This window comes from Aeromonas sp. FDAARGOS 1405, assembly GCF_019048265.1.
In the GTDB taxonomy this organism is placed as follows: Bacteria; Pseudomonadota; Gammaproteobacteria; order Enterobacterales; family Aeromonadaceae; genus Aeromonas; species Aeromonas veronii_A.
The window spans coordinates 26,564-40,770 of sequence record NZ_CP077311.1; the positions used below are offsets into that span (position 1 = coordinate 26,564).

6 protein-coding genes and 1 tRNA gene are annotated in these 14,207 nt (G+C 59.6%); 4 read left to right on the forward strand and 3 right to left on the reverse strand.

What is annotated here, in order from left to right; genetic code table 11:
* Window position 1: 1 nt before the first annotated feature.
* Window positions 2-1,621 (reverse strand): DNA phosphorothioation-dependent restriction protein DptF, encoded by a 1,620-nt coding sequence (gene dptF / locus I6L35_RS00105; protein WP_216979226.1) that lies wholly within the window; start codon window positions 1,619-1,621, stop codon window positions 2-4.
* Between the two features lie 565 nt (window positions 1,622-2,186).
* Here dptF and fdhF point away from each other — a divergent pair.
* Entirely contained in the window at window positions 2,187-6,377 is a 4,191-nt protein-coding gene (fdhF, locus tag I6L35_RS00110; protein ID WP_216979227.1) for a formate dehydrogenase subunit alpha, read from the forward strand.
* Between the two features lie 174 nt (window positions 6,378-6,551).
* Here the strand turns inward: fdhF and I6L35_RS00115 are convergent.
* Window positions 6,552-6,627: transfer RNA gene (locus I6L35_RS00115), tRNA-Thr, on the reverse strand.
* 89 nt (window positions 6,628-6,716) lie between these two features.
* Window positions 6,717-7,457, reverse strand: a complete 741-nt coding sequence (locus I6L35_RS00120) for a phosphatase (protein WP_216979228.1) — start codon at window positions 7,455-7,457, stop codon at window positions 6,717-6,719.
* Between the two features lie 470 nt (window positions 7,458-7,927).
* Between I6L35_RS00120 and I6L35_RS00125 the strand changes: the two genes are divergently transcribed.
* The 3 genes from I6L35_RS00125 (at window position 7,928) to I6L35_RS00135 (ending at window position 14,199) form a co-directional block, all read left to right on the forward strand.
* Window positions 7,928-8,581 carry a TetR/AcrR family transcriptional regulator gene (locus I6L35_RS00125; protein ID WP_005334507.1) on the forward strand — a complete coding sequence of 218 codons (654 nt, stop codon included), beginning with the start codon at window positions 7,928-7,930 and terminating at the stop codon, window positions 8,579-8,581.
* Window positions 8,582-8,629: 48 nt separating this feature from the next.
* The gene (locus I6L35_RS00130; RefSeq protein WP_216979229.1) at window positions 8,630-10,969 is read left to right on the forward strand and encodes an acyl-CoA dehydrogenase; all 2,340 of its coding nucleotides are present in this window, start codon (window positions 8,630-8,632) and stop codon (window positions 10,967-10,969) included.
* Between the two features lie 167 nt (window positions 10,970-11,136).
* Window positions 11,137-14,199 carry an efflux RND transporter permease subunit gene (locus I6L35_RS00135; protein WP_216979230.1) on the forward strand — a complete coding sequence of 1,021 codons (3,063 nt, stop codon included), beginning with the start codon at window positions 11,137-11,139 and terminating at the stop codon, window positions 14,197-14,199.
* Window positions 14,200-14,207: the final 8 nt, after the last annotated feature.

Sequence of the window (14,207 nt, forward strand, 5' to 3'; positions counted from 1 at the left end):
ACTATCTGGTTCCTTCTACAGTGATCATGCCGTCATCCAAACCAAGACGGTAATGCTGATCACCTTCGTAATAGTGAAGAACAGGGCTCTTTTTGGCGACAGCGCGGATTTGCTCAACCATCTCATCGAGCAACACAATGGCATTCTTGTCGTACTTGTTTGGCCGATAGCCATTGTTGAGCTTGCAGATCAGCTCAAACAGATTGAGGTTAATTGCCATCGGAGCCAAGGGCTGCTCATCAACCTTCAGATAGGCGCTGAAATGATCGTGTTTCTCGACATGCTGACGCTGAATTGCGCCGTAATCAGCTTTCAGCTCGACAGGTGCCGCGACATGACACTGGCCAAATTGACCAAGAGAAAGCTCTCGCTTTGACAACTCAGGGGCATTGCGGTTGGCATAAACAAAAATGGCCGGGATCAGCGCTTTCACATAGAAATTGCGCAATGCCAGTTGGCTTCCACCCTCCCCAAGATACTGGCTATGCTGCAGCCAGACGGCGGCATAGTGTTCAAGTACCTGCTCTTCAAAATCGACTTTGAATTGGTGGTGGTAGTTATTGCCAAGCTCACAGTCCTTAAGCAGATAAAAAAGGCGCAGAAGGGATGCGGCTTGACCCGCTTTATCACGAGGCTCGTTGAATATGAGTCCCTGTTTTGCCAGCTCTACCATAAAAGCATCCAGCGCCTCATCCGGTAGATTCAGCTCATAACGCAGCACAAACTGGTCTACCGCTTGGGTATGAATCAAGGCAGGATCAAAGTCAGCAAGACGCAGGCTTAGCTCGCTGTCTTTAGCAAGAAACAGGTTGTCAAAAAGGTAATGCTCCCCGGCCAGAAGCTGATGCAACAGATCCAGCAAGGCGCGAGTCGTAATGAATTGATCCTTGATCAAACGGGTTTTGAACAGAGTGGTAATGATAATCTCTTGCACGTGCTCATTGGCCAACAGCCTGAAATTGGCGATGAGGCGCATGTCGCGTTGGCGTTGCTCATCTGCAAGGGCAATAGCATGAAACAGATTGTCATCGGTTGGCTGAGTTAACCGCTTGAGCAGTTGACGCATAAAGCTTGAATAGCTGCCAGCGTCATCATTAAAACGAAATTTTGGATAGGACTCGAAATCCAGAAAGTGATATGCCCCTTGCGTTCTCTCGCCACTATCCAAAAAACGCTCGATCACGCCACGCAACTCACTGTGCCGCTCAGCCCCTTCTTTGGCAAAGTTGGCCAGCATACCGATATTGATACCAACCACCAGGGGTTGAGTCCCGTCTCCTGCACGATCAAAGAGTTCGTTTAGCGCATCGATTGCTGATTGATGAGGCGAAAAGCTATGGGTTGCATCCAGATGGAAGGTATATCTGTTTTTATATTGGTCATAGCTACGTGACAATATTTCAGATTTGCCATCACCACTACTGCCGCATAAAAACACACACTCACCAGGCTGCAATGAACGGAGGCACTTCTCAAAATCATCCTCGATTTCGGGTGTAACGTAGAGATAATCCTTGAGGTCATCAAACAGATCTCTCTGACGTTGTGTTGTCGTCTTGACCGAGAAGGAAGAAGATTTAGCCAAGACCCCGAGGGCCTTGCGAAGGGGGATTGAGCTCACGGTATAACCCTGCTATTTCCATATCAGCAAGATAGTAACCGATTGAATCATTGAGAGACTACTAGAAAGACATGTCTTTGTATGACTCCTTGCACTCTGTCATATCATCCCCTAATTGGTAATCTCGTTTTCTCACACCATTAGCCCTGAACGCCCCCCCTTTTAAAGTAAAGATGTCGCCAGCGCCTCCGCCTCGGTTGCACCCCATTTAGGTTGCACCCTACCAACACCGAAACAAAAGTTGCATATTTTAGGATATCTCTCATCGTGCCATCATGAGCAAGATCCATATGACATACAGTTTATGGTTGCTTTAATGGCCATAAAATTGCAGGTAATGCGATGTTTTAACTCGACATAGGTAGTCAAAATCCAGATCGTCCTCCACGGATATCACCACCAGTGAAATCGTTTTCTTTTTAGACAAAGAACCTGAGTTAAATCAAATAAAGTTGCATATCATCTTTGGTATGGTGAAGTCATACCAAGCGGTCTTCTCTATCGCTTCCCTGCTGGCCCAGCCAGATGCAGCATTTTCTGCGCCTTGAAACCGAGTTATGACGCTATGATCACCATCACCCTCGATGGGGCTCAGTTGACGGTTGACCCGACCAGAACCCTGCTCCAGATAGCCAAACAGCACCAGATCGATATCCCCTCCCTGTGCGGTGACAACACCAGCGCCCCCAAGACGCCGTGCGATCTCTGCGTGGTCGAGATTGCCGGTCTCGGCATCCGGTGCGCCTGCGAGACGCACCCCGAGGCAGGGATGGTGATCACGACCCAAAGCGATGCCCTGCACGCACACCGCCAGCAGGCGCTCGGTCGCATCCTCTCGGATCACTACGCCGATTGCGAAGCCCCCTGCCAGCGCGCCTGTCCGGCCGGAGTGGACATTCAATCCTATCTGCACCACATCGCCATGGGGGAGCACGAGGCGGCGATGGCCGTCATCAAGCAGACCCTGCCGATGCCCCTCTCCATTGGCCGGGTCTGCCCCGCTTTTTGTGAAGCGGAGTGCCGCCGTGCGCTGGTGGATGAGCCGCTGGCCATTCGTCAGCTCAAGCGCCATGCCGCGGATCTCGATCTGGCCGAGGTTGCCCCCTATCAACCGGCAAAGAAGCCTGCCAAGGGCAAGCGGGTGGCCATTATCGGCAGCGGCCCGGGCGGTCTCACCTGCGGTTATTATCTGGGTTACGAGGGGTTCGAGGTCGATCTGTTCGAGGCAATGCCCGAAGCGGGTGGCTGGCTGCGCTACGGCATCCCCGAGTACCGGCTGCCCAAGGCGATCCTCGATCAGGAGATCGACCTGATGTGCCAAAGCGGCATGCGGATCCACACCAAGCAGCGGCTGGGCCACCAGATCACCCTCTCGGCGCTGTGCCGCGACTATGATTCGGTCTGTCTGGCGGTTGGCGCTTCCAAGGCGGTGCCGATGGATTACCCGGGCAGCACCCTGGCAGGTTGTTATCTCGGGGTCGATTACCTCAAGGATCGGATGCTGGCCAAGCGGCTCACCACCGGCAAGAGGGTGGCGGTGATCGGGGGTGGTAATACCGCTATCGATTGCGCCCGTACGGCGGTCAGGCTGGGGGCTGACACCACCCTCATCTATCGCCGCACCCGCGCCGAGATGCCCGCCGAAGCCTACGAGATCGACGAGGCGGAGCATGAAGGGGTGCGCTTCATGATGCTGACCAATCCGGTAGAGAATCTGCCGGACAGCCGTGGCCGCGTCTGTCAGGTGCGCCTCGAGAAGATGGCCCTCGGCGAGCCGGACGCCTCCGGTCGCCGCCGCCCGGAGCCAACCGGCGAGTACCTCATTGAAGAGTTTGATACCGTGATTGCGGCAGTGTCGCAGCAGCCGGATCTCAGCTTTATGGAAGGGGAATCCCTCACCCTCCCCTTCACCCGCTGGCAGACACTGGAATCCCACCCCGAGACCATGCACAGCGGCCACGGCAACCTGTTCGCCATCGGCGATCTGCGCCGCGGGCCTGCCACCGCCATCGAGGCGGTTGCCGATGGCCGCAAGGCGGCGCTGGCCATCGATCAGTTCCTCCACGGTGACATGATCGACCCGGTTCGTCCTTTCAACGCCTGCAAGGCCCCCACACTCAAGCAGGTCGATCCCGCCCAGTTTGCTCACCTGAAAAAAGTCGCCCGCACCATCATGCCCCATCTGGCAGAGAAGGATCGCGAGGGCAGCTTTGCCGAGGTGGAGCGCGGCCTCAGTGACCAGGATGCCCGCAGCGAGGCCAGCCGCTGCCTCGAGTGTGGCTGTCAGGCCAACACCGATTGTGCACTACGCGACTACGCCACCGAATACAAGGTCGAGCAGCGCGCTCTCGATACCAGCCAGTGCCAGAAGTTTGCAGTGGATAACAGCAGCGAATTTATCGTGTTCGATGCCAACCGCTGCATCGGCTGCGGCCAGTGCGTGCAGACCTGTGGTGAGCAGGCGGTACAGGGGGTGCTGCGCTTTGCCCAGAACAGCGATGGCACTCTCTCGAACCGGCCGCAGTTCGACACGGGACTCTCGATGGGCGACTCCCACTGCGTGCAGTGCGGCGCCTGCGTACAGGTCTGCCCCACCGGGGCCTTGGTGGATGCCCGCGACAAGTCGCAGGGGCGCACCGAACTGCTCACGCCGGTCAATACCATCTGCACCTACTGCGGGGTCGGCTGCGGTGTCACCCTCTATGTCGATGAGGCGCGCAACCGCATCCGCTATGTGGAGGGGAATCGCAACTCACCGGTCAACCAGGGGCTGCTCTGCGTCAAGGGACGCTTCGGCTTTGACTTTATCCAGAGCGAGGAGCGCCTCACCACACCGTTCATCCGCAAGGATGGCAAGCTGGTGCCCGCCAGCTGGCAGGAGGCCATCGCTCTGGTGGCCGAGCGTTTCACCGCCCTTCGCCAGCGCTATGGCAGCGATGCGCTGGCAGGTTTCTCGTCGGCCAAAACCACCAACGAAGAGAACTACCTGTTCCAGAAGTTCATGCGCCGGGAGCTGGGCACCAACAACGTGGATCACTGCGCACGGCTCTGCCACGCCTCCACCGTTACCGGGCTGGAGGCGTCGCTAGGCAGTGGCGCCATGACCAACGACATCCCGAGCATCGACCACTCGGATCTCATCTTCATCATCGGCTCCGACACCTCGGCGGCCCACCCCATCATCGGCTCCCATATCAAGCGAGCCGTCACCACGGGCAAGGCACGACTGGTGGTGGCCGATCCCAAGCGGATCGAGATGGCGGACCATGCCAGCCTCTATCTGGCCCACCGCCCCGGCACCGACGTGATGCTGCTCAATGGCCTGATGCAGCAGATCATAAAGAACGACTGGCACGACAAGGCCTATATCGCCGCGCGGGTGGAAGGGTTCGAAGCGCTGCAAGCGGAGGTGCTCTCCCCCGCCTATGCACCGGACAAGGTGGCACTCGTCACAGGTGTACCGGCCGAGCAGGTGATCGAGCTCGCGCGCCTCATCGGCACCGCCGAGCGCACCGCCATCTACTACTCGATGGGGATCACCCAGCACACCACCGGCCACGACAACGTGCGCGCCATCGCCAACCTGCAACTGCTGTGCGGCAACATCGGCATCGAAGGGGGCGGCATCAACCCGCTGCGGGGCCAGTCCAACGTGCAGGGAGCCTGTGACATGGGGGCGCTGCCCAACTGCCTTCCCGGCTATCAGAAGGTGGCCAACCCCGAGGTTCATGCCCGCTTCGCAGCTGCCTGGCAGCAGCCTGACTTGCCGCGCACGCCCGGCCTAACCCTCACCGAAACCATAGATGCAGCCTGTGCGGGCAGCATCAAGGGGCTCTATGTGATGGGGGAGAACCCGGTGCTGAGCGATCCGGATCAACATCACGTCATCGAGGGGCTCAAGCAGCTGGAGTTTCTGGTGGTGCAGGATATCTTCCTCTCGGAAACCGCTCAGCTGGCCGATGTGGTGCTCCCCTCCTGCTCCTTTGCCGAGAAGAGTGGCCACTTCACCAACACAGAGCGGCGAGTGCAGCGCATCTCCCCCGCCCTCAAGGCACCGGGTGAGGCGCGGGAGGATTGGTGGATCATCCAGCAGATCGCCAACGCCATGGGCGGCGACTGGCGCTATCAACACCAGCAGGAGATCACCGCCGAGATCTGCCAAGTCACCCCGCAATACGCCGGCATCCAGTGGGATAAGGTGGGTGTAGAAGGGCTACAGTGGCCCTGCAACGAGGCGGCCCCCGAAGGCACTCGCCTGCTCCACGGCAAGCAGTTTACCCGTGGCAAGGGAGAGATGGTCGCCACCCCGTTCCGCTATGCCGCCGAACTGCCCGACGAGACCTATCCCATCGTGCTCACCACCGGCCGCCTGCTGGAGCAGTTCCACACCGGCACCATGACCCGCAAGACCAAAGGGCTCGACAAGCTGGCTGGCCCGCGGGTGATGATGAGCGTGGTGGATGCGCAGCGGTTGGGCATCAGCAACAGCGAGCAGGTGAAGGTCACCAGCCGCCGCGGCCATATCGAACTGCCCGCCTTCGTCACCAAACGGATGCAACCGGGCGTGGTCTTTATCCCGTTCCACTTCGCCGAAGCCCCGGCCAACCGGCTCACCATCAATGCCACCGACCCTCACGCCAAGATCCCCGAGTTCAAGGTAGCGGCGGTGCGCATCGACAAGCTGGAGAGCCCGAGGCAAGGAGGGCAACACACCATGCAGGCGGAACCGGCCAAGCCAGATATCGAGGTTGCCTGAGGGGAATAGCGAGCGCCGCTTGGTTACCACCTGAGTGGCCACCTACTGGGTGTCTGGCCTGCCAACCCTTCCCCCCTTGGCTTTGCGAGCGCATAAAGAGGGGTATGAGAAGGGGCCACCAGCACAAAAGCACAAAGGGTTAGCTTCGCTGAGAAGCTAACCCTTTGTTTTATATGGTGCCGATAAGGGGAATCGAACTCCTGACCTTCGCATTACGAATGCGCTGCTCTACCAACTGAGCTATACCGGCTTCTTGCCAGTCAGATTCATGAAAAATGGCCAGCGAGTCAATCGAGCCAACTCGATTTTATGAATTGGCTCATGGTATTAGAGCCCGATTTACAAGTCGGCAAACTCGGGGATATGGGCCCGGCCGCGGCTTTCGAGGAAATCGAGCAGGACGCGGGGGGAGCGCACCAGGATCCGCTCTTGCGGGAAGCCGGCTTCGGTCACCAGACGGTGACAGTGGTCAAAATCACCAAGGGTAAATGCCACGTGGGAATCGGAGCCGAAGGTGAGGTAAGCCCCCAGATCTCGCGCAGCTTCCACGATGGCGCGGCAGTTGCCTTCACTCCCCGGGCGCGAGTGAATGAAGGAGGAGTTGTTGATCTCCAGCGCCACCCGATAGTCCGCAGCCGCCTTTACCACCGCCTGAATGTCGATGGGAAATGCGGGGTTGCCCGGGTGACTGATCATGTCGACCCGGCCGCTCTTGATGGCGTTGATCATTGCCTGGGTGTGAGTGGCCCGATCGCAGGGAGGGAATACCTGTTCATGAAAACCCGCCATGATCATGTCGAGGCGCGACTCATAGCGCTCGGGAAAATCGATCTCCCCCTCCAGGTTTTTGATGTTGGCCTCGATACCCCGCAGGATCCCCACCCCGTCCACCACTCTTGGCAAGATCGGCAAGTTGGCAAAATGCCAGACATGAGGGGCATCGGCCATCTCGGGCCCGTGATCCGTGGTGGCAAACAGCTTGATCCCCTTGGCCCTGGCTATCGGCAGATAGTCGTGGATGGTGCTGTATGCATGGGTGCTGGCAATGGTGTGAGTGTGGGTATCGACCGGGTACTTCATCTTCTCTCCCCTCATATCTTGAAGGAGCAGCATAACAAAGTAGGGGGAATTGGGCCACGCCGGCACTTGCCACACTTTGTCACAAAATACCGCGAAGCTGACATAGTCTGAGGGACCCTGGCTGGCATACTGCCCCCGTCGATACACGCCTGAACTCGCATCGACAGTTTGTCGTCAGGATGACACGAACTCACTTTCCCCACCGTCGCGCCCTGCGGCGGTTTTTTTTACCTGTTTGCCACCACATCGCTGTCAACAGGGCAAAAAAATGCCCAACTAGCAAGAAGCAGGTTGGGCGAGACTTAATGTTTAATTGCAGTGGCATTGATATAGAGTCTCCTGCTGTGGAGTTAGTTCCAATCTTTTTGCCCCTTTTAACAAAAAACATTCCGCTAACACTCATTCACATTCTCTTGACACTTCACGTTATGAAACGTACTTTTTAAACATTCGTTTAAGTGAGGTGTCCTGTGAGTAAAATCGATACCAAAAACCGTATTCTCGACGCCGCTGAAGTGCTGTTTGCCGAGCGGGGATTCGCCGATACCTCTTTGCGTCTGATCACCAGTGAGGCCGACGTCAATCTGGCGTCGGTGAACTATCACTTCGGCTCCAAGAAGGAGCTGATCCAGGCGGTGCTCGACCGCTATCTGAGCCTGTTCATGCCCGATCTGGATGCCCGCCTGCGGGTACTGATGGAGCAGGAGCAGCTGACCCTGCTGCAACTGTTTGAAAGTTTTGTCGAACCGCTGATGAAGCTATCGGCGGTGCGGGCCAACGGCCCAGCCATCTTCATGCAGCTGCTGGGGCGCGGCTATATCGACAGCCAGGGCCACCTGCGCCGCTTTATCACCGCCCACTATGGCCCCATTTTGCAGCGGATCACCCAGGCCATCTCCAAGGCCAATCCGGCCCTGTCGCCAGCGGATCTCTTCTGGCGCCTGCACTTCACCCTGGGCACCGTCGTATTCACCATGGCCTCCGCCGATGCGCTGCGCGACATCGCCCTGGCCGACTTTGGCCAGCAGCTCGATGTGGAAGGGCTGGTGCGCAACGTTATTCCTTATCTGGCGTCCGGAGTCGGGGCGCCCGTGGAGTCGACCAGGCTCTCCCTGGCCGTGTAACAACCAACAATAAATCAACGGAAACAGTGAAATAGAAGGAACTTCGGTATGATCACATTGCTTGTCCTGCTGGTGCTGGCGATAGCCGTTGTGCTCGGCGTACCCTCCATCCGTAAAAAGGTGGTAACCCGTCCGGTGTTCGGCATCTTCAAAAAGATATTGCCGCCCTTGTCAGCCACCGAGCGGGAGGCCATGGAAGCCGGCTCCGTCTGGTGGGATGGCGAGTTGTTTCGCGGCAACCCCGACTGGAAAAAACTGCACGGCTACGGCAAGGCCGAGCTGACCGCAGAGGAACAGGCCTTTATCGACAATCAGGTCGAAACCCTGCTCGCCATGGTTGATGACTTCAAGATCGTCAACGAAACCAAAGACCTGCCGGAGCCGGTATGGGACTATCTGAAGAAGGAAGGCTTCTTCTCCCTGATCATCCCGAAATCCTATGGCGGCCGCGAATTCTCGGCGATTGCCAACTCCACCATCGTTACCCGCATCGCCACCAAGAGCCTGAGCGTGGCGGTCACCGTCATGGTGCCGAACTCCCTCGGTCCGGGCGAGCTGCTGATGCACTACGGCACCCAGGCCCAGAAAGATTTCTGGCTACCTGGGCTGGCCAACGGCAAGGAAGTGCCCTGCTTCGCCCTGACCGGGCCGGAGGCGGGCTCCGATGCAGGTGCCATTCCTGACAAGGGAATCGTCTGCAAAGGGATGCACAAGGGTGAAGAGGTGCTGGGTATTCGCCTCAACTGGAACAAGCGCTACATCACCCTGGCGCCCCGCGCTACCGTACTGGGGCTGGCGTTCAAACTCTATGACCCGGAAAAGCTGCTGGGTGACAAGGAAGAGCTCGGCATCACCTGCGCACTCATCCCCACCAACCACCCGGGCGTGCGCGTCGGCGATCGCCACTACCCTATGGGTCTGGCGTTCATGAACGGCCCGACCTTCGGCAAGGATGTGTTCATTCCGCTCGACTGGATCATCGGCGGCCCGGATTACGCCGGTCGCGGCTGGCGTATGCTGGTGGAGTGCCTCTCCGCCGGTCGCGGCATCTCGCTGCCTGCTCTGGGCACCGCTTGCGGTCACATGGCGAGCCGCACCGTGGGCGCCTACTCCTATGTGCGCAAGCAGTTCGGCATGTCCATCGGCAAGTTTGAAGGGGTGCAGGAAGCGCTGGCCCGCATCGGTGGCCTCACCTATCAGCTCGAAGGGGCCCGTCGCATGACTGCAGGTTCCCTGGACTTGGGTCAGGCGCCGGCCATCGTCACTGCGATTTCCAAGTACCACATGACCGAAATGGCGCGCCAGATCATGGATGACTCCATGGATATCCACGCCGGTCGAGCCATCCAGCTGGGCCCGAAAAACTACACCGGCTACGCCTACATGGGTATTCCGGTCGCCATCACGGTGGAAGGGGCCAACATCCTGACCCGCAACCTGATGATCTTCGGGCAAGGGGCTACCCGCTGCCACCCGTACGTGTTTGCCGAGCTGGAAGCGGCGGCTGATACCGATGTGGAACGCGGCCTCGAGAAGTTTGACGCCCTGCTGATGAAGCACATCGCCTTCGGCGCCGGCAACTTCTTCGGTTCCCTGTTCCAGGGGCTGACTCTGGGTCAGTTCAACAGTGCCCCGGTGGCCGGTGAAACCGCTCGCTACTACAAGCAGCTGTCACGCATGAGTAAAGGGCTGGCGCTGTGCGCCGACGTCTCCATGCTGATGCTGGGTGGCGATCTCAAGCGCAAGGAGATGATCTCCGCCCGTCTGGGTGACGTGCTGAGCCACCTCTACTTGGCCTCCGCCACCCTCAAGCACTACGAGGATCAGGGCCGTATGGTCTCCGATCTGCCGTTCGTGCAGTACGCGGTGGAGCGCAACCTTTACCTGATTGGCAAGGCGTTCGAGGGCTTTTTCCAGAACTTCCCGAACAAGGTGGTGGGTGCCGTACTCAAGCGCGTGGTGTTCCCGTTCGGCGTCGGTTACAAGATGCCGGCAGACGATCGCTGCCACGCCATCTGTCTGGCCATGATGAAGCCGGGCGAGTTCCGCGACCGTCTGACCGCCCTCTGCTATGTGGGCAAAGACGAGGCGGATCCGGTCGGTCTGATGGAGCGCGCCTTCCAGGCCATGGTCGCTGTGCAGCCCTACGAGAAGAAGCTGGTGCAGGCCCAGAAAGAGGGCAAACTGCCCCGCAAACTGGCGCTGCCGGAGCTGGTTGCCGCCGCACTGGCCGGTTCCATCCTGAGCAAGGACGAAGCGGACAAACTGCTGGCCGCCGATGCCCTGCGCTACGAAGCCATTCAGGTAGACAACTTCGCCCCGGGCGAGCTGGAAGGCTTCTCCCAGCAACCAAGCAAGCAGCCAAACAAGGTCGAGCACGCAGCCTGATCCCTTGGCAAACCAGTACCAAACCGGCCCTCGTGGCCGGTTTTTTTGTTTGTTAACCATGCATTTACAAGCTAGGAGAATTCCAGTTAAATGCTTGAGTCCCTGTTGCAGGGGCTTTGGAAGCAAGGCCAGCGGAATGGCCGATAACAACAACTCAGGAAGAGTGAATGAACCTCGCCAAAACGGCGATCGAACGCCCCATCTGGGTGGCGGTCTCGATCGTGCTGATTTTCCTGCTGGGCCTGCTCAGCATCCGGGGACTGCCGATCCAGCTGTTCCCCGACATCGACCGTCCACACCTCAACATCTCGGTGAGCTGGCGTTCAGCCTCGCCCCAAGAGATGGAGTCGGAGATCACCGACCCCATCGAGCAGGAGATGCAGGGGGTTCAGGGGCTCAAGAGCCTTGTCAGCAACAGCTATCCCGGCTTTACCGAAATCGACATGGAGTTTGCCCTCGGCACCGACATGCAGCGGGCCCAACTCGATGTGATTTCGCGGCTGAACCGGGTCTCGGGATTGCCGGACAAGATTGGCGGCCCCTACGTCAACAACTACAGCAGCAACGATACCCTTACCTTCTTCTTCATCCAGCAACTGCCCGGCGCCAAAGGGGTGATCGATGATCATCAGGCGCTGATCGAGGCGCGGGTCAAACCCGAGCTGGAGCGCATCGAAGGGGTCTCGACTGTCGCAGTCGAGGGGATCAACGAGCGCCAGATCCAGATCCGCTTCGACCCCTACCGCGCCGCAGAGCTGGGGGTGGAGATCCCGGTGCTGGCCAGCCGGGCCACCACCGGCTGGGACGTGTCGGCCGGTACCCTCGACATCGGTCGCTGGGAGTACAAGCTGCGCTTCGCCGGTCGTTACGATGTCGAGACGCTGGGGGACAAGGTGGTGGACTGGCGCGATGGCCTGCCCATCTATCTGCGGGATGTAGCAGAAGTAAGGGTGGCCAGGGAAGAGAACCCGGTGCTGCGGATCCAGAACGGCAATACCGCCATCGCCGCCCAGATCTTCAAGGAGAGCGGCGCCAATGCCCTGGCCTCCCTTGAGGCGATCAAGGCTCGGGTGAACGAGCTCAACCGCGAGGTGCTGGAGCCGGTCGGGCTGCACATGGAGCAGTCGTTCGATGCCTCCCTCTACATCAATCGCGCCGTCAGCATGGTCACCGCCAACCTGGGGCTCGGGGTGCTGCTCTCCTGTGCCATCCTCTGGCTCTTTCTGCGCCAACTCAAGGCGACCCTGATGATTGCCCTCGCCATCCCCATCAGCATCATGCTCACCTTCTGCCTGCTCAAGGTGATGGATCGCACCCTCAATATCATCTCGCTGGCGGGCATCGCCTTTGCCGTCGGCATGGTGCTCGACGCCGCCATCGTGGTGCTGGAGAGCATCTACCGGCGCCACGAGCGGGGGGATTTGAGCAAGGCGGAGGCGGCGCTCGAAGGCACCCGTCAGGTGTGGACGGCGCTGGTCGCCTCCACCCTCACCACGGTCGCCATCTTCCTGCCGGTGCTGCTGCTCAACGATGTGGAGGGTCAGCTGTTTGCCGATCTGGCGCTCACCATCGCCTGCGCCGTGACGGTCTCCATGCTGGTCGCCGTCATCGTGCTGCCCGCGGTGGCGGCGCGCTGGATGGGACATGAAACACTGACCGATCCCGATGAGTCGCTGTGGCAGCGCACCACTCGTCACGTGATCCGCTGGACCTCGACCTCACGCCAGCGCTGGACGGTCATCACCCTGATGATGAGCCTGCCGGCCCTGGCCACCTGGGCGCTGCTGCCCAAGATGGACTATCTGCCGGACGTGAAACGGGACGCGGTGGATGTCTGGATGAACTTCACCCCCGGGGTCAATCTCAAGGCCCAGCGCGAAGAGGTGATCGATACCCTGATCGCCCGCCTCGCCCCCTACATGAAGGGGGAGAAAGAGCCTGCCCTCAAGAACTACTACATCTTGCGCTACCCGGGGGGCGCCCAGATTGGCGTGCGCCCCAAAGACGAAAACCGCATCAAGGAGCTGGAGAGCCTGTTGATGAAACAGCTGCTGGTAGGCATTCCCGACACCCGGGTGTTCGGCGGTCAGGGGTCGCTGTTTGGCGGCTTTGACAGCGAGAACGGCGTCTCCCTGCTGCTGCAGGGGGGCAACCTGCCCGAGCTCTATCAGGCGGCCCGTGCCAGCATGGGGATCCTCAGCAAGGACCTGCCGGGAGCACAGGTCCGGCCCGAACCGAGTCTCGACTTCACCGCTCCCGAGCTCAAACTGGTGCCGCAAGATCGACGTCTCGCCGAAGTGGGTTGGGATCGCACACCCCTGCCCACCATCATCCAGACCTTTGGCGACGGCTTGCGGGTCGGCGAGTATTTCGATGGCGAGGATCGGCTCGACATCATGCTGATGGGGCAGAGCTCCGCCAATCCGGACGAACTGAAGGCAGTGCCGCTGGCCACCCCCTCCGGGCGCATCGTTCCCCTTGGCGAGCTGCTGCGGGTGGAGCATGACATGGGCCCGGCCAGCATCTTCCGGGCCGATGGGCGGCGCAGCATCAGCCTGCAGATAGCGCCCCCGGCGGGTATGACCATGGAGCAGGTGATCGACACCCTGAAAAACCGCAGTTTTGCCGCCATCCGCCCCCTGCTGCCCGCCGGTGGCGAGCTGCGCATTGCCGGCAATGCCGACAGCCTGCAACAGGCGCTCGACAATCTGGGGACCATCTTCCTGTTCGCCGTGGTGATCCTGCTGGTGCTGCTGTGGGGGGTGTTTGCCTCCCTCAAGGATGCGCTACTGGTGCTGCTCACCCTGCCCCTTGCCTCGGTTGGCGGCGTGCTGGCGCTGCAACTGAGCGGGCTGCTGGTGCCGCTGCCGATGGACCTGCTCACCATCATCGGCTTTGTCATCCTGCTGGGACTGGTGGTCAACAACGCCATCCTGCTGGTGCATCAGACCCGCACCGCCGAGCGGGACGGCATGAGCCGTCAGCTGGCGGTGGCCGATGCCCTGCAAAGCCGGATGCGCCCCATCGCCATGACCAGTCTCACCAGCATCTTCGGCATGCTGCCGCTGATGCTGAGCCCGAGCGAGGGGAGCGAAATTTACCGCGGGCTCGCCACCGTCATTGTCGGCGGCATGAGTTGCAGCACCCTGTTTACCCTGATCCTGTTGCCTGCCTTCCTGCGTCTCGGGGAGCAGGTGGCGATCCCACAACCCCTGCGCCAGCGGGCCTGAGCAAGGAG

What these genes read in the sequence shown, in the direction of transcription:
- fdhF (WP_216979227.1), top strand. Translation starts at nt 2,187, where the DNA reads ATGATCACCATCACCCTCGATGGGGCTCAGTTGACGGTTGACCCGACC.
- I6L35_RS00130 (WP_216979229.1), top strand. Translation starts at nt 8,630, where the DNA reads ATGATCACATTGCTTGTCCTGCTGGTGCTGGCGATAGCCGTTGTGCTC.
- I6L35_RS00135 (WP_216979230.1), top strand. Translation starts at nt 11,137, where the DNA reads ATGAACCTCGCCAAAACGGCGATCGAACGCCCCATCTGGGTGGCGGTC.
- I6L35_RS00120 (WP_216979228.1), bottom strand. Translation starts at nt 7,457, where the DNA reads ATGAAGTACCCGGTCGATACCCACACTCACACCATTGCCAGCACCCAT.